General features: G+C 42.1%; 15 protein-coding genes. 12 read left to right on the top strand and 3 right to left on the bottom strand.

The features are described from left to right. Positions 1-269 precede the first annotated feature (269 nt). From CDG79_RS09665 to brxL, 7 genes are read left to right on the top strand one after another with little or no spacing between them, the layout of a single operon-like run. Positions 270-803: a BrxE family protein gene (locus CDG79_RS09665; protein WP_143855451.1), complete on the top strand. Its 534-nt coding sequence runs from the start codon at positions 270-272 to the stop codon at positions 801-803. Positions 804-808: 5 nt separating this feature from the next. After that, positions 809-1,624, top strand: a complete 816-nt coding sequence (locus CDG79_RS09660) for a BrxA family protein (protein ID WP_094341943.1) — start codon at positions 809-811, stop codon at positions 1,622-1,624. Further along, entirely contained in the window at positions 1,608-2,174 is a 567-nt protein-coding gene (locus tag CDG79_RS09655) for a BREX protein BrxB domain-containing protein (RefSeq protein WP_094341942.1), read from the top strand. The genes CDG79_RS09660 and CDG79_RS09655 overlap by 17 nt, the downstream gene beginning before the upstream one ends. Further along, on the top strand, positions 2,174-5,890 hold the full coding sequence (gene brxC, locus CDG79_RS09650) for a BREX system P-loop protein BrxC (RefSeq protein ID WP_223278078.1): 3,717 nt from the start codon (positions 2,174-2,176) through the stop codon (positions 5,888-5,890). Before CDG79_RS09655 ends, brxC begins: the two co-directional genes overlap by 1 nt. Before the next feature lie 2 nt (positions 5,891-5,892). Continuing rightward, positions 5,893-10,194 (top strand): Eco57I restriction-modification methylase domain-containing protein, encoded by a 4,302-nt coding sequence (locus CDG79_RS42210; protein ID WP_189524939.1) that lies wholly within the window; start codon positions 5,893-5,895, stop codon positions 10,192-10,194. After that, positions 10,194-12,749, top strand: coding sequence for a PglZ domain-containing protein (locus CDG79_RS09640; protein ID WP_094341940.1), 2,556 nt, complete (start codon positions 10,194-10,196; stop codon positions 12,747-12,749). Before CDG79_RS42210 ends, CDG79_RS09640 begins: the two co-directional genes overlap by 1 nt. A gap of 10 nt (positions 12,750-12,759) precedes the next feature. Next, on the top strand, positions 12,760-14,793 hold the full coding sequence (gene brxL, locus CDG79_RS09635) for a protease Lon-related BREX system protein BrxL (protein ID WP_094341939.1): 2,034 nt from the start codon (positions 12,760-12,762) through the stop codon (positions 14,791-14,793). Positions 14,794-15,875: 1,082 nt separating this feature from the next. On the opposite strand, the gene ilvC is transcribed toward brxL, so the two are convergent. Next, positions 15,876-16,871, bottom strand: a complete 996-nt coding sequence (gene ilvC, locus CDG79_RS09625) for a ketol-acid reductoisomerase (RefSeq protein ID WP_094341937.1) — start codon at positions 16,869-16,871, stop codon at positions 15,876-15,878. Positions 16,872-17,156: 285 nt separating this feature from the next. Here ilvC and CDG79_RS09620 point away from each other — a divergent pair, with 285 nt between their 5' ends. The 3 genes from CDG79_RS09620 to CDG79_RS09615 are packed head-to-tail and all read left to right on the top strand — an operon-like array spanning position 17,157 to position 19,007. Next, positions 17,157-18,026: a DNA adenine methylase gene (locus CDG79_RS09620; protein WP_094341936.1), complete on the top strand. Its 870-nt coding sequence runs from the start codon at positions 17,157-17,159 to the stop codon at positions 18,024-18,026. Continuing rightward, complete coding sequence (locus tag CDG79_RS43570; protein ID WP_223278077.1) at positions 17,993-18,247, top strand: hypothetical protein; 255 nt, start codon at positions 17,993-17,995, stop codon at positions 18,245-18,247. The genes CDG79_RS09620 and CDG79_RS43570 overlap by 34 nt, the downstream gene beginning before the upstream one ends. Further along, positions 18,183-19,007: a restriction endonuclease, SacI family gene (locus CDG79_RS09615; protein ID WP_223278076.1), complete on the top strand. Its 825-nt coding sequence runs from the start codon at positions 18,183-18,185 to the stop codon at positions 19,005-19,007. Before CDG79_RS43570 ends, CDG79_RS09615 begins: the two co-directional genes overlap by 65 nt. 35 nt (positions 19,008-19,042) lie before the next feature. Here CDG79_RS09615 and CDG79_RS43565 read toward each other — a convergent pair whose 3' ends face one another. Further along, complete coding sequence (locus CDG79_RS43565; RefSeq protein WP_223278075.1) at positions 19,043-19,228, bottom strand: hypothetical protein; 186 nt, start codon at positions 19,226-19,228, stop codon at positions 19,043-19,045. 130 nt (positions 19,229-19,358) lie between these two features. Further along, complete coding sequence (locus CDG79_RS43560; protein WP_223278085.1) at positions 19,359-19,556, bottom strand: hypothetical protein; 198 nt, start codon at positions 19,554-19,556, stop codon at positions 19,359-19,361. Here CDG79_RS43560 and CDG79_RS09610 point away from each other — a divergent pair. Together CDG79_RS09610 and CDG79_RS09605 are read left to right on the top strand one after the other, a co-directional pair. Further along, a complete protein-coding gene (locus CDG79_RS09610; protein ID WP_094341935.1) occupies positions 19,483-20,409 on the top strand; it encodes a DUF4349 domain-containing protein in 927 nt (308 codons plus the stop codon). The genes CDG79_RS43560 and CDG79_RS09610 overlap by 74 nt on opposite strands. A 233-nt stretch (positions 20,410-20,642) precedes the next feature. Further along, complete coding sequence (locus tag CDG79_RS09605) at positions 20,643-22,004, top strand: NAD(P)/FAD-dependent oxidoreductase (protein ID WP_094341934.1); 1,362 nt, start codon at positions 20,643-20,645, stop codon at positions 22,002-22,004. The last annotated feature ends 79 nt before the right edge of the window (positions 22,005-22,083 follow it).

Raw genomic sequence — 22,083 nt, 5'->3', positions numbered from 1 at the left:
TGCTAAAAGTATCAGTTTTCAAAAATAACTGAACATTTAGCTGTCTAAGTATAAATACGAGCTAAATTAATTAGTATATTCTCAAATTAATAAATTAGATGCCTACCTGGGTTATGACACAGTATAAACACGGAAGCTAAGTCAAGTAAGGATTTAAAGCAGAAATATATACAAAAGTATTTACGGCATAATGTGGCGGACAAGAGTATATAAAAGTACAATGACTTGAATATGTTTTTCTACTCTTATTTGTCATAAGTGTATGCCTGATGGCACAAACTCTAGTAATACGCACGGATATTCCTATCATAACCCTTCGCCTTCAGGTACTTGTGCTGGCTTTGGGGGAAGTTTCAACATGGTGGCGAACTCAATATCTTTCTCCTGCTGGACTAAAATTTTTAGAAAGAATTTATCCACGCACAGCTTTTGCCGCAGCTATCCATGCTGCTGGTACGGCAGCACGTCCTGTTCACGATGCTAGTACTGGCAGTAACCAAATCTACCATCTGTTTCGCCTTCCTATTTCTATAGAACGGGAAGTTCAACTCCTACTAGCAAAGACGCAAGGAGCAAGTTTGGCGTTAGAAGTCAAATCTGCACTTGGGGATAAAGACAAGTTGATGACAATGTTAAATGCACTGACAACAGAAAAGTCTAAGGTAGCGGTTGGTGCATTACGTTTGGGAAGCAGTGCAGAGGCATACCAACTGGAAACCTACAAACGGATGGCAGGAGCATATCTAAGAGGTTTTCAAACAGGCGATCGCATCTTTCCCTACATGGAGGCAGACCAGGAGTGATTGCTATGACATCGGGTGACGCAGTGCAAAAGTCACCTCGTTACAGTATTGCGATTGTCTGTAAGGGAACTGCAATGGTGAACGAGACTCGCCATTTAATTCAACAATGGCATCCTACAGAAAATGTAGATACATTTGTTAGACGCGTTCAAGCTGAGGATCTGCTGGGACGGCAAACTGCCCAGCGAGCAAAGGATATTGCCCGAAAAGTTTTTGCAGCACGCTTTTTACTACCAAATAACAAACCTGCTCGACTCCTTAAACAAATTGTTGAGGCTGGTCTTCCCCATAAAACTTTCGTAGAAATATTATTTTTATTTGCGTGTCGTGCTGATAATTTATTGTATGATTTTACGCTAAATATTTACTGGGCAGCAGTATCGCAAAGACGAAAGAAAATTTTCACGCAAGACGTTTTAGACTTTTTCGAGTCAGCTGCTGTTGATGGGCGAATTCTTTCTCCTTGGTCTGAGGGAACACAGGTGCGGACGGCCAGGGGATTGTTAGCAACATTGCGCGATGTTGGCTTTTTACGCAACGTTAGTCATGGTAAATCAGAGCGAGAAATTGTTCCCTACTACATATCTGATGAAGGTATAGCTTGCCTTGCACGATATCTCCATGAATCAGGAATTTCTAACTCAGCTTTGTGTGAACACCGAGACTGGAGTCTTTTTGGTCTAAATCGTGAACAAGTTTGCGATCGCCTAGATCAACTTGGAGAACATCGTGGATTAATCATACAAAAAGCTGGTTCAGTAGTCAGCATCACTTGGAAGGTTAACTCTATGGAGGAACTTATTAATGTCCTCTCTCGATGAAACCTTTGAATTACTTCTACAAAAGCTAGACCACCCGGACACCCTCAATGCTGCTAAAAGTGATCCGATTTTTTACTTCGTCTACAAACCCGAAGATATGCTCATTCTAAAGCAGCGTTTATCGCTGTGGAAAGCTAAGTTAAGGGAGTTGAAATTTGATGTTGAACGAATATCACTCTCTGACCTTTTGTGGCAGATTGTTGACGAATCAGGCCGATGGGAAGACTGGCTAGAAATTGAACCTTCAGCAGAGGTTGAGGAATTAAATCAAGCCGTTCGTGATGTTTTAACCTCTCAAAGTCGCCTTATTGAAGAGGTGGCACAACGAATTAATTCTTTGATGCCTCCGAAAATTGTCTTTTTAACTGAGGTCGAGATGTTGCATCCCTATCTGCGCTCTCGGACTCTAGAAAACCAGCTTCACGATCGCGTGCCAGTACCATTGATAATTTTTTATCCAGGTTATCGGGCGGGACAGTACGGCCTACGCTTTTTAGGTTTCCACGCAGAAGACAGTAACTATCGCTCGATAATCGTCGGAGGTATTTGATGGCAACAATTCAATCTCTTTTTTCCAGCACTAGGCCCATTGACCGACAGATTGAGAAGGTTATCGATTATTCTGCCCAGGATGAAGACAGACTAGCTACAGAAATTTCTGAATATGAGATTACCGATAATATCGAGCGATGTTATCGCAGGTTTCTGGATGTGTTTTCGGAAGGAGTTCGTGGTGGACGGGTTACTGAGACTGGGATTTGGGTGTCTGGCTTCTATGGTTCTGGCAAGAGTTCTTTTACAAAATATTTGGGCTTTGCATTAGAAGGAGAGAGAAAAAAAGTACGTGGCAAGCCATTTCTGGAACTTTTATCTGAGCGCTTTGTTAACCGTAATACTATCCAAGCTGAACTACTAACTCTAGTTAGACAACATTCAACTGTTGTAATTTTCCTTGACTTAGGTTCTGAACAACTTTCTGAAAGCGCTGCTACACCCGTTTCTACAGTCCTTTATTGGAAAGTATTGCAGTGGGCAGGTTTTTCTAAAGAAAAGAAACTAGCACAACTAGAGTTAACTTTAGAGCGTCAAGGGAAATATGCTGAATTTCAGCAGTTATATCGAGATACACACAACAAAGAATGGGAAGAAATTCACAATGATCCCTTACTAGGAGTTAGCCGCGCTGCGGAAATTGTCACTCAAGTATTACCTAAAGAATTTCCCACAAGTAAAAACTTTCGAGAATTGAGATTTGATCTGGCTGATAATCTGCGCGATCGCACCAGTGAAATTATTAATTTAGTGCGACAGCGAACCAAATGTGAAAATATCTTATTTTTACTGGATGAAGCCGGTCAATACGTTGCCCCTCGTGGCGAATTGATTCTTAACTTAGATGGAATGGCTCGTAATTTCAAAGAGTTAGGTGAAGGTAAAGTCTGGATAATTGCCACAGGACAGCAAACATTAAACGAAATTGTCGAAAAAGCTGCCTATAACTCTGCCGAACTCAATAAGCTCAGAGACAGATTTCCAATCTCTATTCACCTTGATGCTAGCGACATTCGAGAAATTACTTATCGGCGATTGTTGACAAAGCCAGCTGATAAAGAACAATTATTAAAAGATTTATTCGCTACCCACGGTCAAGCGGTGCTAACACACACGCGACTAACTCAAACAGTCCTTTATAAAAATGACCCTAACGCTACCACCTTTGCTCAACTTTATCCTTTCCTGCCCCAACACTTTGATTTGCTGCTGGAGTTGATTCGCACACTGGCTCGGTCAACAGGAGGTGTTGGCTTACGTTCAGCCATTCGGGTAATTCAAGATGTTCTCATTGACAAAAGTCGTGTTTTACCGGCGAATACTCCTAAATTGGCAGAACGTCCTATAGGGGTTCTAGCTTGTGTGGATGACTTCTACAACACTTTGCGCGAAGACATCGGTAAGGTATATCCTCACGTTGTGAGTGGGGCAGATAAAGTTGTCAGAATTTTTTCTGATGATGCGATCGCTCATAGGGTAGCTAAAGCTGTAGCTGCTTTACAGCCCATTGATACTTTTCCACGCACAGCAGAAAACATTGCTGCTCTTCTTTACCCAGAATTGGGTTCGCCTTCTTTACTAGATGACGTTCAACAAGCACTCAAGAGAATTTTAAATGAGAAGGAGTGCGGTTTAATTGAAGACCCGCAAGCAGGTGGTTATGTTTTTCTCAGTGAATCCGTTAGACCCTTGCGGGATAAGCGAACCTCACACATTCCCACATCTAACGAATGCTTTCGCATTAAGGAGGAGATTGTTAAGCAAATTTTTCAGGATCAACCATCCACAAGGCTTGACAATGTTAAGGAAGTAAAAGCCATTGTCAAGCTAGAGCATAAGTCAGTTGTTGGACGGGATGAAACAATCGATTTCAAATTAGAATTCGTTGATGCTGGGGTATTCTCCAATCGTCGTACTGAATTGATGGCAGAAACAAACAGTCGGCGAGAATTGAAAAACTCTATTGTTTGGTTGGCTAAATCAGACAATACAGTAGACGAACTACTGCAAGAAATAGCTCGTTCTGAGTGGGTTGTTAGAGAAATTGATGAGCGAGCAGATGATAAAGGAGATGTGGCACAGTTTTTGCGAGCAGAGCGGCGTTCAGGCGATCGCAACCGAGATGAGGTAGCGAAAAAAATTGAGCGTTTGCTGATGGAAGGAACTTTGATTTTTCGAGGAAAACCCACACCAGTCAGTGAAGCAGGACAGACTTTAAACACCGGAGCGCAGGCTGTTCTCGCAGATGCAGCAAAAGAAGTATTTCAGCTACATCATTTAGCAGCTATTCGTCCATCAACGGATATTGCTGCTAAGTTCTTGAGCGTAGAACGTTTGGATCGCATCACAGAACAACTTGATCCTTTGCGTTTGGTAACTAAAAAAGGTAGCAATACTCGTGTTAATGTCAACCATCCAGCTTTAGCGGAAGTGCTGCGAGTGTTCCGGGCAAAATTAGATGAGTCTGGTTCAGGTCGCCTACAAGGAAATTTCCTACAAGATTTTTTCTCGGCAGACCCTTACGGTTGGACTAAGGATACAGTCCGTTACTTATTTGCCGCATTATTGACATCTGGTGAAATTGAATTGCACTACCCCAAAGCCGATGGCCCACTGCGGACACCGGGGCCTTTAGCTGTGGAGGCAATGAAAAATACGATGGAATTTAGCCGCGTGGGAGTGTCATTGCGGGATAGCAAACCTTCCATTGAAGCTTTGGAGCGTGCTGCACAGCGTTTAGAACAGCTTTTCGCTGTGGAGATTGTACCGTTGGAAGACTATATCAGCCGCGCAGTACAAAAACAGATGCCAGAAGTATTAGAACAAATTGCAGAGTTACCTGTTCGCCTACGTCTTTTGGATCTGCTGGGAGAACAAAAAGCAAAAGAACTGCAAGCAAGTTTAACGGATATCCTCAGAGGCGATGCTAGCAATGCAACAGCACTTTTAGGTAGCCAAAATTGCACAATTCCTGACGATATCCAATGGGCAAAGCAAATTGTTAATCTACTCAACAATGGTGCTGAAACAGAGTTCAAAGCCGCGCGATCGCTACTCCATAACTTAGATGAATTTAAGGCTTTATTTCCCAAACAGGTGCTAGAACTTTCATCTCAAGGTAATCGAGAAGCTATTTACAATGTTTTTCACTCAGAACGGTTTCAGGAAAATCTACCAGAGTTGCGCCGAGCAGTTCGAGAATTGACGGGGCAATTAGAAGAACACTACACAACTGAAGTTACGGAGTATAAACACGACTTACAAAAAGCCTTAAATCGATTGGAGTTAGAGCCAGAATGGGTAAAACTTGCCGACGAACAGCGAACACATATTGCCGATCGCTTACAGATGGACTTTCCCGAACAAATTGACGGACAGAATCCAGTGCGATCGCTCCAGGTTATTCTCACCCGCCGTTTAGGACTGACTGGATTAGTTGAGGACTTACGGCGGCAGATACAACAATCAGTACCGCATGAAGCGGAATCAACCAATGGGCTAGCAGGTAGTTACTCTGTAGGAAATGTAGGAGAAACAAAAAGAGTAAATACAACTACTGGTGAATACAGTGCAGAAACGGCAATTGATACAGCAGAATTTGTCATGCCAGTAGATATAGAAAATTCTGAGCAACTAGATACTTGGCTAGCTTCCATAAGAGAAAAACTACTAGAAATTTTGAATTTACGTAAGCATATACGCATTAAGGGATAAACATGAGCTTTGATCGAGAAACCCTCAACGCCTTGGCCAGAATGGTTGCAGCTTGTCGCCGACGACTCACGGAAGATGTGGAAAATCAACTTCAACAGACTTTCGGGTTGTATCTAGATGGCACAATTCTACCGTTATCCCAATTGACGCATTTGACAGAGGAGCAAAAGGTTGCAGCGCAAGCATTACGTGAACTGCTAAACCACTTCAAAGCCAGCGATCCACAAAAAAGCTATCAATCTGCTTACAATCGCACAATTCTGGAAATCTCCTTTACCATCCTCAATCGTTTGGCAGCTTTGCGCTTGTGTGAGGAGCGGAATTTAGTAATTGAATGCGTCCGCAAAGGAATGGAGTCTGACGGGTTTCGCTTGTTTGAAAGACTTGCTAATGGCAGTTTGGGGAGTCGTTACGAAACGTATCGGGTATTTGTCGAGTCGATATTTGACGAGTTGGCGGTGGATTTGGGAGTACTATTTGACCGTACTACGCCCCAATCAACGATTTTTCCGAGCGATCGCGTGCTAACAGATGTCTTCGACTTACTCAATGATGCCATACTACGACGTATCTGGACTGAAGATGAAACAATAGGCTGGATTTACCAATACTTTAACCCACCAGAAGAACGGCGAGCAATGCGGGAAGCATCCCAAGCACCCCGCAATAGTCGGGAATTAGCTGTCCGCAACCAGTTTTTTACCCCACGTTATGTAGTCGAGTTTCTTACAGAAAATACCCTTGGTCGCCTTTGGTATGAGATGCGCCAAGGAGACACTCGCCTCAAAAATGAATGCCAGTATTTTGTCCAAAATTCTGAGCAATTCTCAGTTAGAAATCGCAAAGATCCCCGTGATATCAAAGGGCTAGATCCAGCAAGTGGTAGCGGTCATTTTCTTCTTTACGCTTATGACTTATTTGAAGTCATTTATCAGGAAGCATGGAACGATGAAAATTCACCGCCCTCAGAAGTTACGGGTAGAAAATTGCAAGAAGATTTCCCAACTTTAGAAGAATTGCACAGACAGTTACCTACATTAATTCTTAAGTACAATTTGCATGGCATAGATATTGATGCCCGTGCTTGTCAAATTGCCGCTCTTGCTTTGTGGCTACGCGCTCAACGTTCTTACCAATCTATAAAGATTAAACTAGTTGAACGTCCACCTATACAAAAAATCAATATTGTTTGCGCTGAACCCATGCCTGGGGAAGAAGAATTACTCGTAAAATTTATCACTGAATTGAATCAGAAACGCCCGCCAATTATTGGTGAATTGGTGAGAAAAGTTTTTGAAAAGATGAATTTGGCAGGGGAAACTGGAGCATTACTCAAAATTGAAGAAGAAATTCGTGATGAAATAACGCTAGCTAAAACCCAATGGTTATCTGAATCTAGCCCCGAACAACCCACCCTATTTTCATTACAAGAATATTCAAATGTTAACCAATTAAGCATATTTAATTTAGCTGGAATTACTGATGAGCAATTCTGGAATCAAGTTGAAGGTTGGGTTGTAGAAGAACTTCAGAACTATGCCAACCGAGCGACTACAGGACAAGTTTTCCAGCGTCAGTTATTTTCTGAAGATGCGGTACAGGGATTTGCTTTTGTTGATATCTGTCGTAAGCAGTTTGATTTTATATTAATGAATCCTCTATTTGGTGATGCTAGCCTTCCTTCAAAGTCATACATCGAAGAAGTTTATGGAGATACTAAAGGAGATGTTTATAAAACCTTTGTAGAATGTTTCCAAGATAGACTAGTGCCAGGAGGATTTTTAGGAATTATTTCCAGTAGAGCGGGTTTCTTTTTAGGACAATCGAGTGATTGGCGGGAAAGAATATTGCTACGTTTGTACCGTCCTTTACTACTAGCTGATTTAGGATACGGTGTTCTGGATGCAATGGTGGAAACAGCCGCTTATGTTTTACGCAGTCTTACAGAAGAAGAAGACAAAAATTTAACTTTGGAGATTTTACCAGAATTGCTAAATATTACGGCAGATAAACACAGCAATTTTAGTATTCCTCAGTATCAAAAGTATCGGGGAAGTTTAAAGCGACATCAGGCGAGCAAAGAGTTAAAACAGTTACAAAAAAATAAATATATTAATTTAATTCCAGGTCATTATATTCGCTACAAAACTAATATTGAACGAATACAAAAAGCTGATTTTCCAATCCCTCTAACTTATCCTCAGTTAATTTGTTTTCGTTTATTAGGCAAAGATAGTAAAGAAAATGCTTTAATTGAAGTTTTACAGAATCCAAAGGATTCTAGATATTTCATCGTTTCGCCACAAAGTTTCTCAATGGTTCCCAATCAACCATTTTGCTATTGGGTAAGCGATTCTATACGAAGGTTGTTTATTGAATTGCAGCCATTTCAGAAAGATAATCGAATAGCTAAAGTTGGAGCTTCAACAAAAAAGGACTTTCGCTTCTTACGTATTTGGTCAGAAGTTTTAATCAACAATTTAAGTGTACCTAGTGTCCACCTTAATAAACAGTATGGTTGCTACTGTATCTTAGGCAATTATCAATGGTTTTCTTTTGCAAAAGGAGGAGAATATTCTCCTTACTATGCTGACCTACATTTAGTAATTAACTGGCAACAAGATGGAAAAGAGTTGAAAGCATGGGCAGATCCGCTTTATGGTAATTCTGGGTGGTCACGTAGTATTCCATCCGTTGATTTATATTTTCGCCCCGGATTAACATGGACTCGAAGAACTACAAGTGAAGTAAGTTTTCGGGCTTTACCAACCGGTAGTATCTTTTCAGATAAAGGTTTAGGAGCCTTTGTAGAAAATAAATTACAGTGGCTTAGTTTACTTCAATCATTACCATTTAGAGCATTGATTAGTATTCAGGTTGCAGCAGCTGATGCAGCAGCACGTTCTTATGAAGCAGGACTAATTCAGCGTACACCGATTCCTGAGATTTCTGATTTAAATAGGAGCAATTTAGAAAAGTTAGCTGCATATGCTATAGATATTAAGCGAACTATAGACACAGCTAACGAAACTAGCCATATTTTTTATTTACCTGCTATTTTGCAAGTTCCAAATCATAGCCTATCTGAAAAAGTTGTTTTTTGGAAAAATAGAATAAATGAGTTTGATCGTCAATTAACAGAATATCAAGACCAAATTGATGAGATTGCATTTAAACTTTATAATATTTCTGAAGAAGACCGAAAATCCATTGAGACAACTGTCAATTTTCAGAATATAAATAGTGAAGATATTATTGAAGATTTAGAGCAAGAATATGAGACTGTACCAGTATGTGATGTAAAAGAGCTAGTTATTAGTTTACTTTCATATACAGTAGGCTGTGCCTTTGGTCGCTGGGATATCCGCTTTGCTACAGGTGAAAAATCAGCACCAGAACTTCCCGACCCTTTTTCACCATTACCAGTCTGTTCACCGGGAATGCTCATTGGTACTGATGGTTTACCACTTTCAGAAACTCCAGCAAAATATACCATCCCCATCGCTTGGGATGGCATTTTAGTAGATGACCCCAATCACCCGAACGACATTACCCGCCGTGTTCATGAAGTTTTAGAAATAATCTGGAAAAACAACGCCAGCAATATTGAACAGGAAGCTTGTGAAATAATTGGTGTGCGTGAATTGTGCGATTACTTCCAGCGTCCTGCAAACTTCTTTCAAGACCACCTCAAACGCTACTCCAAAAGTCGGCGCAAAGCACCAATTTATTGGCCACTTTCTACAACATCCGGTTCTTACACAATCTGGATTTATTACCACCGCCTCACAGACCAAACCCTCTACACAATTGTCAACCGCTACCTTGAACCCAAAATTACCGAAGTTGAGCGTACCACTGGTGGCTTAGAAAAAGAATTAGAGGCAAAATCTGGACGGGAAGCTTCACAAGTACGCGATAATTTACACGCAACACGCAAATTCCTAAGTGAATTGCAGGATATGAAACAGGAACTTTTGCGCGTCGCACAACTACCTTACAAACCCAATCTCAATGATGGCGTAATTATCACTGCTGCACCTCTACACCGTTTATTTGGTTTGCGACACTGGGCGCAAGAAACCAAGAAATGCTGGGAAAGTTTGGAAAAAGGCGAATACGACTGGGCGCATTTAGCCTACACAATTTGGACAAACCGAGTGCGGGAAGTCTGCAAAAGAGATAAATCAATTGCGATCGCCCACGGACTGGAAGAAGTTTACGAAGCAGCTAACCCAGAAAATTCCCAACCCAAAACAACCAAAGGCAGAAGCCGTAAAAAGACGATACAGGAGTCGGTATAATGAGCGTTTCAGACTTTGTTCGCCAACAATTACACCAAAGATTGGAACAGCACCGTATTGTCGTTTGGTACGATAGCGATCGCGCTTTTGCTGATTTTATTCAATCTTTCCAAGCTGACTCTTGTGTAGTCGTATCTACTGTTGAGTCTATTTTGAACTCCCGTCGTCAAGCCGAAGCCGTTTACCGCCAGATGAACGAGCCTGATGACTTAGCCAAAGCTGGGTTGAATCTCCTCATTTACGTACCCCGCCAGCGTGGAATAATAGAAGATGAAAAGCGGCAAGATCCGTTTGAAGTTTTCGCATGGGCTGGTGTAGCGTTTGGCGACAAAGAAGCAGAACAGTTAGAATCTCTTGCCAGACAAGCAATACCAGAACGAACTATAGAAATTACTAGGCTATTTGCCCAAGGTAGTCCAACACTATCGATGTTAGATAGATTACAGTTCCATCACCGTTCGCCTTTACTGCTAGAGGCGCTAGGTACTGACTCGCCATCAGAAGCGATCGCCTTAGTCCTCTGCCTAGATGAAAAATCACAACGAATTGATTCTGTCAAAGGTTGTTTAAAAGAATTTTTGCCCTTACTAGCAACGGAGATTGGCTTTAAACCTCTATTAAAAGCTAAATCATGGACAGAAATCAGAAAGCAACTCGGTCAGTATGTGCTATTCAACGAGTTTGCCCTCGACCTGCCTTGTGAACTTCCACAATCGTTCAGTGCCTTACCCAGAGCCGAAGCTAGCCATGAATTAGTAATTTTTGCAGTGTGCGATCGGATGCGGGATAGTTCTGACTTGCGATCGGGTTATGTTCAGCTAGCAGTAGAAGTGGAAAATCAGTTACAACTTAGCAATCTCACAGAAAATTTAGCTCAACTAGGTACTAGAGATACCTTCCCCTTTGCAGAAAAACGATACTTACACCAAGTGCTGGAGTATGTGCAACAGAATAACTTAGCAGATGCCCAGAAGATTTTAACCCAACGCCGTCATTCTATCTGGAACAACCACTTGGAACGAGGTAATATTTGGATGATAGTCGAGCGTTGCGTCACATTTCTCGCCACAAGCAATACTGTAGAAGACTTGTCAAAAAAATCTTTACAGTCAATGTCTTTGCGCCAAATCATCTCTGCATACGCACCCCCAGATCGCTGGGGATGGGCAGAACTAGACCGTCATCAGCGACTATTTGAACAGGGTGCAACCGCTTATGCGGGAGATGGGGGAGAGATAGAATCCTTAGTCGAATTTTGCCGCCGACGTTACTTAGAAGTGGCATTAGCAATTCAAGACCGCTTCCTTAACTGTGTTCAGAAAGAAGGTTGGTTTCCCGAAGGTGTGTTGCGACAAACCCAAGTATTTGACCAGTATGTAGCTCCCCTACTGGAACAGAACAACAACAAAGTCGCATTTTTTCTAGCTGATTCCCTGCGCTTCGAGATGGGGCGAGACTTGGCAGAAGCTTTAGAACAGTTGGGCGAAGTCGAAACTTTGCCAGTAGCATCTGTTTTACCCACAACTACCCCTTGTGGCATGGCAGCACTGATGCCCAATGCTGATGGTACGCTCAGACTAGTAGAATCAGACGGAGAGCTAATTCCTGTCTTAGGTGAAAGGAAATTGGAAGAGTCCAGGCATCGGATGCGACTGCTACAGGAAAAATATGGCGATCGCTTCAAAGATATCGAACCGGAAGACATTCTCAGCAAAAAGGTAAATGCCTTGGGCAAGCAGTTAGCCTCTGTGGATTTATTAGTTGTCCGCACCAAAGACCCTGACCGCATTGCTGAAAGTATTGGCAACATGAAAGCTCGCAAATATCTTTCTGATGTAGTCAGTGAAATGGTAAATACAATTCGTAGATTATCTACAATTGGGTTCACCCATTTTGTCATTAGTGCAGATCATGGTCACGTCCTAATTGACGAAATACCATTAGGAGATGTGATTCCCAAACCAGGGGGTGAATGGTTGAAAACTAAGCGTAGGAGTTTGCTAGGGCAATTTATATCAGGCGAATCTCCAAATACAGTTATCTTCAAAACTGAGCAGGTTGGTATCCAAGGAGATGCTCAAGACCTCTGTGTTGCCAAAGGTTTTAAAGTTTTCCAGCAAGTTGAAGGTTACTTCCACGAAGGCATTAGCTTGCAGGAAGCGATCGTGCCATTGGTAATTTTGCGATCGCAAGGCAAAATCACTACTCAGAGTAAGCCGAATATTTTTCTGCGTTATAAATTCAATTACTTTACCAGTAAAGTAATCAATCTGCGAGTCTGCTATGAATATTTGCTACCAGAACCAATACAAGTCCGCATCGAAGCTTACGATGGCTCAACAATAAAAGCCAAGCGAGTAGGTGAAGCAACCGACTGCGATGCTAGAGACGAACGAACTGGAGAAATTATTCTTCAGCCAAATCAAGAAATTTCAGTTCCTATCCTACTGGAATCCGACGACATTTCATGCTCCAAAATTGAACTGCGAGCAATTGATCCACAAACTGGCGTAATTTGGGCAAAGTTAGAACTAGAAAATCGCTTACTAGATTAAGAATGAACTCATGTTTCAAGATGCCTTAGACCAAAAAGTTAATCAAATATTTCCAGGAAAGGTAGTACGTAAGGACTTGCTACATCAAATCAAGGGTGGAGAAAACGTACCATCCTATGTACTGGAATATCTTCTGGGAAAGTACTGCGCCTCAGATGATGAAGATGAAATCCGCATTGGCGTTCAGGCTGTCAAAGAAACACTGCAAAGCAACTACTTCCGCCACGATGAAGCAAACAAAGCCCAAGCACTAGTAGAACAACGAGGACGACATCGATTTATAGACCGTATAGAAGTTCGTTATCTCGCCAGTGAAAACAAATATTGGGCGGCAATGGATCACTTTAGTTACTCCAGAATTCATGTTGCTGACCGATTTTATCGACAATATGAACGACTTTTAGAAGGTGGAATTTGGGGTCTTGTAGATGTTGAATTTCAACCAACTGAAGAAGAAGGTGCCAAAGCAAGTCCCTTTCACATTGCGGACTTAAGACCAATTCAGTTAGCAAGATTTAACATTGATGAATATGCAGAAGGTCGCCGCAGTTTGACCCGTGATGAATGGATTGATATTTTGCTGCGGAGTGTGGGTTTAGAACCTACCCAAATAGAACAACGCCTGAAATTGCTGTTACTGACTCGGTTTATTCCCTTTGTCGAAAAGAATTATAACTTCATTGAGCTAGGGCCACGAGGAACTGGTAAATCCTATGCCTATAGTGAAATGTCACCTTACAGCATCTTAATTTCTGGCGGGAAAGCCAGTACTGCGAATCTTTTTTACAACAATGCCCGCCGTCAAGTAGGTTTGGTTGGTCATTGGGATGTTGTAGCTTTTGATGAAGTCGGGGGTTTAAAAGTTACGGATGCAGATGCAATTCAGATTATGAAAGATTACATGGCTAACGGTCGGTTTAGCCGTGGGATTACTCAAGTTTTAGCTGATGCCTCCTTGGTATTTATTGGTAATCTTAACCAACCCGTTGAAACTTTAGTGCAAAATACTGCAACAGACTTATTTCAGCCATTACCAAAAGAATTTGACCTGGCTTTGCTTGACCGGATGCACTTCTACTTGCCAGGATGGGAAGTGCCAAAAAACTCGAAGAATCTGCTGACAGAACATTATGGTTTTGTCACTGACTATTTGGCTGAAGCGTTTCGTACTCTCAGAAAACAAAATCGGTTTGATGAAGTCGAGAAAGTCTTCCGTTTTGGTTCTCATGTAGAAGGACGAGATGCGATCGCTGCCAAAAAAACCGTTAGTGGATTACTTAAAATTATCCATCCAGACGGAGAATGGACAAAGGAGAACCTGACAGAGTATGTAGAACTAGCCTTAGAAGGACGTAGACGAGTTAAAGAACAACTCAAAAAACGAGGTTCTTTTGAGTTCTACAAAACCAGCTTTTCTTACATCGACCAGGAAAGTGATATAGAGATGACTGTATGTGTACCAGAACAAGGTAGTGCTGGAATCATCTCTCAGGAACCTTTACCCCCAGGCACAGTGTACACGGCCACAGCAAATGAAGAGGCCAGAGTTGGTCTTTACCGCCTGGAAGTTGCTTGTACATCGGGGACAGGAAAATTGCGAACCCCTACAGGGTTAGACAAAGCTTTAAAAGAATCATTAAACAGGGCTTTCAGCTATCTTCAAAGTATAAAGGAAAGGAAAGGACTTAACGAGACTCTGGGATTGAAAGACATTTATGCTGAAGCTGTGGACTTGTCTGGAAGCCGTGTTGAATGCCCTTGCGGTGTAGCGTTTTTTGTCGCTATTATTTCAGCCATACAGAATCGTCAAATTCAAGCCGGAACTCTAATTTTGGGCGATTTAACAATTCAAGGGAATATCAAAGGCCCTGCTTCAATTGTCGAATCACTGCAACTAGCAATGGAAAGCGGAGCGCTACGAGCTTTAGTACCACTTTCTAATAAGAGCCAATTTGCAGGTTTACCAGAAGAGGTAGTCGAAAAGCTTGATATTGTGTTTTACGGTGATGTTGACCGAGCAGTAATTAAGAGCGTCGAAATTTAAGAGTATATTTTTATCTTCTAAACTCAGCAATGTCTATCCTGTTTAGGTAATACATATCTCCGAAAACAAATCTAAAACCCTTATCCTGTCAAGGCGAAAACCTCATTTCTGGAGATGTCTAATGATAGCTAAGAGCGATCACCCGATTAAACGAATCCTTATTACTGATCAATATTTATACTTTTTGGAGATTGGACAGGCATAGAGAAGTAAATTGGTTTTGAGAGATTAGGCGATCGCTCTATACATATTACCAACTCAACATGAAATGAAATAGAGTGCGATCGCCACTGAGGTATTTTTGTGAACACTACCATGCCAGCAATACAATTAGAAGATGTTTAAAAATTTGAAGAGTCCATCAAATTGTTGTTACATAAACCTTTTGAGAAATTGTTTAATCGTTTTATTTGTTTGTTAGACTAAGAATCAAGTGTCTTTGAAAGTCATGAATCAAATTGTTTAACCGTTATTTCTTATTTATCACGAAATAATAAGCATCTGAGGCGCTCAAATTGTTCAACCGAATTATTTGGCTACACTTTTTGTAAACAAATAATAAAGTTGTACAATTTTATTATTTGTAGGACTTACGCATTGACAGAAAACAATAAATATGTAGCGCGGAAAAACCAGATTTCTCGTAGGGGTTTAGCATTGCTAAACCCCTACCCCACGGTTAATTTATCGGTAAAAACATAATTAGTCAAAGTCTGAAACCAGCTATTTCGGTGAAAGCATACCATGACTAATTTGTACAGTGCGTAAGTCCTAATTTGTTTACAGCAAGATAATATGCCAACACCCGAACTCTATAAAATCAGGTTCCAAGATGATAAATACGGTGCTAACATCCCATTCAAACATCAACAGATAGTGGAAATGGTGCCGTTATTTGTACACCCAGAATTTCAGACACAAGAAACCTATCAATCATTTCGGTCTGATTTTAAGTACTTTATCTGTTTGTTAATAAAGATGCGGGTAATGGATAGCCTCAACGCGGGAAGGGGGAATTCAAAGCCTCTCGACCTTTCAAAGAGAGGTTTGGAGAGGGTTTTGGATAAATGCCTTTCTTTTGCTTAAGCTTTTTTCAACCAGCTAAACATGGCGCGTAAATCTTTACCAACTTCCTCAATTTTGTGTTCAGCTTCTTTGCGACGCATGGCGGTAAATCCTGGTTTACCAGCTTGGTTTTCTAGAACAAATTCCCGTGCAAATTGTCCAGACTGAATTTCGCTGAGAATCTTCTGCATTTCAGCTTTGGTTTGTTCGGTAACAATCCGTGGGCCACGGGTATAATCACCATATTCAGCTGTATTAGAAATGCTGTCTCGCATTTTAGCTAAACCACCTTCCACAACTAAGTCAACAATCAGCTTGACTTCATGCAGACATTCAAAATAAGCCAATTCTGGTTGATAACCAGCTTCTACTAAAGTTTCAAATCCGGCTTTGATTAAAGCACTCAAACCACCGCACAATACCGCTTGTTCGCCAAATAAATCAGTTTCGGTTTCTTCACGGAAAGTAGTTTCAAGAACACCAGCGCGAGTCCCACCGATACCTTTAGCATAAGACATGGCGCGATCGCGTGCCTGACCACTGGCATCTTGATAAACTGCAAATAGCGCTGGTACACCTTCCCCACTTTCATAAGTCCGCCGTACCAAATGCCCCGGGCCTTTGGGTGCTACCATCACCACATCTACATTAGCCGGTGGTACAACTTGCCCAAAGTGAATATTGAAGCCGTGGGCAAAAGCTAACACATTTCCTTCTTCTAAATTTGGTTCAATCTCGTTTTTGTAAATCGTTTTTTGGACTTCATCAGGTAACAAAATCATGATAAAGTCAGCAGCATTGGCGGCATCTGGGACATTTTTCACAGTTAACCCAGCAGCTTCAGCTTTTGCTACCGACTTACTACCCGGATATAGTCCCACAATCACATTCAAACCACTATCTTTGAGATTGAGAGCGTGGGCATGACCTTGAGAACCATAGCCGATGATAGCAATAGTTTTTCCAGCCAAAAGGTCTAAATTGGCATCTTCGTCATAATACATCCGGGCCATAGAAGCATCTCCTGTCAGCAAGCATCGTCATTAATTCGCAGGCTTACGATTGTACCTCAAATTGAGTAACCACAGATTAACTGTCAACGAGAAAAAGGCCAAGTTGATGAGCGATACTGCAATGGTGGCGATCGCCTTACCGAAAAAGAATGGCAGATTATTCTCTGAAAAAATGATTTCAGGATTCTTGTTTGTTTATACTTTATTTCTCAACACTATATAATAAATTGCGTTTTACCCTTATCCTCGGTTTCGGGTAAAGCAATCCCTTTGAGGTTGGCTTTCATGGCAAAGAAAATTGCATTTGGTTGGTATGGCGGCAAGTACAGTCATTTAGACTGGCTTTTACCCTTGTTGTCAAAAACGACCCACTACTGCGAACCCTTTGGCGGTTCAGCAGCCGTGTTGTTGAACCGGGAGCCTTCACCTGTGGAAACCTACAATGATATTGATGGCCGGCTAGTCAACTTTTTTCGCGTACTACGCGACCAAAAAGACCAACTCATCGAGGCGATTGGGTTAACCCCATTTTCGCGTGAAGAATTTCGGATTGCTATTACCAAAGAAGAAGAGAGTTTGTCAGACTTGGAAAGGGCTAGACGATTTTTCGTCCGGGCGCGACAAGTGAGAACAGGCTTGGCACAAACCGCCAGTGTTGGACGATGGGCGCACTGCAAACTTACTAGCCGCGCTGGAATGGCTGGTGCAGTTTCCCGGTGGCTTGGTAGTGTTGAGGATCTGCCCGAAATCGTGCAACGGTTGCTACGCGTGCAAATTGAGAACGACCGAGCAATTGATATTATTCGACGGTACGATAGTCCAGAAACATTATTTTACTGTGACCCTCCCTACCCGCACGATTCCCGTGGGGATAGCAAGGCTTACGCTTATGAAATGACCGACGACCAGCATCGGCAACTAGCGGATGTTTTGCGTTCAGTTAAAGGTAAAGTTGCCCTTTCAGGCTATGATTGTTCGTTGATGCAGGAACTGTACGGTGACTGGAACTGCATTAAAGCGCCCGTGAAACACTGCCATTCCATCAAGCAGTTACGGCAAGAAGTACTTTGGCTCAATTATGACCCTCAAGCCTCCACACTTACTGTTGAAGAAATCGCTCCATGTCCACAACCCCAGCAGCTATCCTTGATGTAGCCTTACAAAAAGCCGAAGCATCGATAGTCCAACCGATTGTCACCAACCCCAGCATTGCCGAAAAAATTGACTATGTATCGCGCTATGTAGGCAATCGTGCTGTAGTTCGTTTGTTGCTGGCCTGCTCTTTGGCAGCAATTCACCGTGGGAATGTTGATGATCCGCAAGCCTTACACCGAAATAGGCACACCAGATGCTTACTCTGGGCGCTACTACGATGAAAGTTACATCACAGCATTCATTAACAAGCACGAGTTACCTTGTAATCCCACTACCGCGTTCCTCACCCCTGCCCTGCGGAACCGTAACATCACCTTAACCCCAGCAGTCAATCTGGTGGGACGACCGCCCAAACTCTACGAAGCCGCCCTGCAATTACTTGATAATGTTCATGAAGGCAGGATAACTGCTGAGGAACTGCTAGCCCAAACCATTCGCTGTCTAATTATCGCTCGGAACGAGAAGCGGCAGCGTATGGAAACACTACTAGCCGACCTGAAGAAGTCGGAAGACGCAATACCTTTGTCAGCAGAGGAAATTATCACACTCCTGAAACAGCATTTGGCTTGCCGAGGTTCAAGCCGCCTTCCTGTACTAATTGTTGCTGCTGCCTATCAAGTAGCAGAACAATATATTGGGGAGCGTTTTTTACCTCTAGAATCTCACAATGCAGCAGACGAGCAGACTGGAGCTTTGGGAGATTTGGAAATTACTTTAGTTGATGACGAGAAGGTGATTACCAGCTATGAAATGAAGACCCGACGCGTCACCTTAGCAGATATTGACCGTGCTTTGCAAAAAATTAACAGCACAGGCAAGCGGGTTGACAACTATATTTTTATCACGACGGATGCGATCGAAGAAGGTATTCAGGAATATGCCTCAAGTATGTACGACCGTACAGATGGTATAGAGATTGTGGTATTGGACTGTATCAGCTTTGTACGTCACTTTCTGCATTTGTTTCATCGGCTGCGTTAGCGCAGCTTACCGAAGGTATCGCAATTTTTGTCAGCCTACCAACAGCTAGTGCTAACAGAACCAGACAGTGCCGTTAGCCAACCTCTAAAAGAAGCTTTTTTAGCATTGAGACAGGCTGCTGAAAGTGCCAGGGAATTTTGACCGACAAGATACCGTAGGGGATTCTGAATTGGTATAAAGGCAGATTTACACTGGCGATCGCAGATCCAACTTGTTTTCAAAATCAAACAATTTCAAAAATATCAACTACCAGCAAGCAATTTTACGACCCTACTGGCAAACAGACTTGTTGCAGATATTTTTTGAAATAATGGTCAAATGACTTGCTAATAATCTTTTTGAGATATCTCATCAAAATGAATTTTCATTCTCTGTAAATAAAATGACTAACCCTGTTACATAAATAGCAACAATATAGGCTTTGAGTTTTGCTTCAGCAATACTGGGGTTAACTTCATCCATCTGGGGGTAGATTATGTATACTTCGACTAAATTACCGCGCACATCTGCTTTATTTTTAAGTGCGTTATTGGGAGGTGTGATTTTCACCAGTTGCGCCTCTTCCGAACGGTCAGCAAATCGGGCTTTACCTCAAATTGCAGCTGATGGCGCGGCAAATCCAGCATCTGCACCTGCTCGTGAAAGCAGTCTTTCCCAAAAGGCGGAAACTGCACCAATAGCACGTTCTCGTCCCCAACTCATCAAAAAGGCAGCAATTTCTTTGACTGTCAACTCTGTAGATAAGACTATTGATGCTGTTTCGCAAATTATCAATAAACAGCAAGGGGATTTAATCGGGTTGAAACAACAACAACCCAAAAGTGACAACCCGCGTTACACAGCAACAATCCAATTGCGGATACCAGAAAATCGTCTAGAACCTACTTTAGAAGAACTAGCTAAATTGGGCACTGTCGATACTCGTAATATTACTGCCGAAGATGTGGGCGATCGCCTAGTAGATTTCCAAGCTAGATTAACCAATTTGCAGAAGACTGAAGCCAATTTGCAAAAAATTATGGATCGGGCGGGTTCTGTCAGAGATGTACTTAGTGTTGCCCAAGAATTAAGTAATGTCCGAGAAACGATAGAACAAATTGATGCCCAACTCAAAAGCTTACAAAATCAAGTTGCTTATTCCACCATTACGCTGAATCTAGAAGCAGCAGTTTCTAGCACCAGTCCCCAACCCGCCTTTGGTTTGCAAGTTCAGGAAACTTGGAACAATTCTACCCACTCTTTGAGTGCATTTTCCGTTGGCTTACTCAAACTGGGTATTTGGTTAATTGTTTACAGCCCCTATTTGTTAATTTTTGCTGCACTTGTCTATGGCTTTAAGCATTGGCGGCAAAATCATTCACCACGTTTGACACAAACACCAGAATCAACTAGCTCTGAGTAAACTTGTATAAATGCTACATACATAATTGGTAAATTTACATAAGAAAAGAGCGATTCAAGTAGTGCCAAATCTTATTGTCTGAGGCTCCATCTTAAAAAGTTCTATTCATCCTGTAGTTTTAATTACTTTAATCATTCTTCAAATGTAAGAAGCAATACAAAATATATGATGACAAGTTTGATACAAATTTGTTAAGAATAGTAACAATAGTCGGATACCGGATAATATTTCTTATGGTAAATTCACTTGACAAGAATCCACCCCATCAAGTAGTTATTGTTGGCGGTGGTTTTGGTGGACTGTATGCGGCCAAAACACTCGCCAAAGCAGCAGTAAACGTTACTCTCATCGATAAACGAAACTTTCATCTATTTCAACCCCTCCTATACCAAGTCGCCACAGGTGCGCTGTCTCCTGCGGATATTTCCTCACCGTTGCGTTCTGTCCTCAGCAAGAGCAAGAATACGAAAGTGCTGTTGGGAGAGGTGAATAATATCGATCCAGAAGCAAAACAAGTGACTGTGGGCGACGAAGCAATAGCTTATGACACGTTAATTGTTGCTACAGGTGCGAAGCATTCCTACTTTGGCAAAGATAACTGGGAAGAATTCGCCCCAGGCTTGAAAACAGTAGAAGACGCTCTAGAAATGCGTAGCCGGATCTTTTCGGCCTTTGAAGCCGCAGAAAAAGAAACCGATCCAGAAAAACGCCGGGCTTGGTTAACTTTTGTAATTGTTGGTGGTGGCCCTACTGGTGTAGAGTTAGCGGGTGCGATCGCAGAATTGGCAAATCAAACCCTCAAAGACGATTTCCGCAACATCGACACATCAGAAGCCAAGATTTTGCTATTAGAAGGGCTAGATCGCATTCTGCCACCCTTTGCACCAGAGTTATCACAAGAAGCGGAAGCATCTCTGACGCGATTGGGGGTGATTGTCCAGACAAAAACACTGGTAACAAATATTGAAAATGATACTGTTACCCTCAAACAAGGTGAAGAAGTTAAAGAAATTGCCTCAAAAACGGTACTATGGGCAGCAGGTGTAAAAGCTTCAGCAATGGGAAAAGTGCTATCAGAACGCACAGGTGCCCAGTGCGATCGCGCTGGACGGATTATCGTCGAATCTGACTTGACTATTAAGGGACATCCGAATATTTTTGTAATTGGCGACTTAGCGAATTTTTCTCATCAAAATGGTAAACCCTTACCTGGTGTTGCACCTGTAGCGAAGCAACAAGGTGAATATGTAGCAGCACTAGTCCAACAGCGGCTAGCAGCTAAAAGCTTGCCACCCTTTGCTTATACCGATCATGGTAGTTTAGCGATGATTGGGCACAATTCTGCTGTAGTCGATTTGGGCTTTATCAAGCTGAAAGGTTTCTTTGCATGGCTGTTTTGGCTGTTGATTCACATCTACTTCCTAATTGAATTTAACAACAAATTAGTAGTAATGATTCAGTGGGCATGGAACTATTTCACCCGTAATCGCGGAGCAAGATTAATTACAGGACAAGAATCAATCACGCAGTTCGGAATTAGCGATCGCAACATTTATTACGCATCAGCCGATAATAAACAGCCAGTAAATATCTAAAGAGTGCTGAGTGCTGAGTGCTGAGTTAGGAGTTAGGAGTTAGGAGTTAGGAGTTAGGAGTTTTGTTTCTCTCCTTGTC

The organism is Nostoc sp. 'Peltigera membranacea cyanobiont' 232 (genome assembly GCF_002245985.1).
Lineage (GTDB): Bacteria > Cyanobacteriota > Cyanobacteriia > Cyanobacteriales > Nostocaceae > Nostoc.
This window is presented reverse-complemented; position numbering and strand designations above follow the sequence as displayed.

Excerpts from the sequence above, each read along its gene's own strand:
- CDG79_RS09665 (WP_143855451.1), top strand. The coding sequence starts at position 270 with ATGGCACAAACTCTAGTAATACGCACGGATATTCCTATCATAACCCTT.
- CDG79_RS09660 (WP_094341943.1), top strand. The coding sequence starts at position 809 with ATGACATCGGGTGACGCAGTGCAAAAGTCACCTCGTTACAGTATTGCG.
- CDG79_RS09655 (WP_094341942.1), top strand. The coding sequence starts at position 1,608 with ATGTCCTCTCTCGATGAAACCTTTGAATTACTTCTACAAAAGCTAGAC.
- brxC (WP_223278078.1), top strand. The coding sequence starts at position 2,174 with ATGGCAACAATTCAATCTCTTTTTTCCAGCACTAGGCCCATTGACCGA.
- CDG79_RS42210 (WP_189524939.1), top strand. The coding sequence starts at position 5,893 with ATGAGCTTTGATCGAGAAACCCTCAACGCCTTGGCCAGAATGGTTGCA.
- CDG79_RS09640 (WP_094341940.1), top strand. The coding sequence starts at position 10,194 with ATGAGCGTTTCAGACTTTGTTCGCCAACAATTACACCAAAGATTGGAA.
- brxL (WP_094341939.1), top strand. The coding sequence starts at position 12,760 with ATGTTTCAAGATGCCTTAGACCAAAAAGTTAATCAAATATTTCCAGGA.
- ilvC (WP_094341937.1), bottom strand. The coding sequence starts at position 16,871 with ATGGCCCGGATGTATTATGACGAAGATGCCAATTTAGACCTTTTGGCT.
- CDG79_RS09620 (WP_094341936.1), top strand. The coding sequence starts at position 17,157 with ATGGCAAAGAAAATTGCATTTGGTTGGTATGGCGGCAAGTACAGTCAT.
- CDG79_RS43570 (WP_223278077.1), top strand. The coding sequence starts at position 17,993 with ATGTCCACAACCCCAGCAGCTATCCTTGATGTAGCCTTACAAAAAGCC.
- CDG79_RS09615 (WP_223278076.1), top strand. The coding sequence starts at position 18,183 with ATGATCCGCAAGCCTTACACCGAAATAGGCACACCAGATGCTTACTCT.
- CDG79_RS09610 (WP_094341935.1), top strand. The coding sequence starts at position 19,483 with ATGTATACTTCGACTAAATTACCGCGCACATCTGCTTTATTTTTAAGT.
- CDG79_RS09605 (WP_094341934.1), top strand. The coding sequence starts at position 20,643 with ATGGTAAATTCACTTGACAAGAATCCACCCCATCAAGTAGTTATTGTT.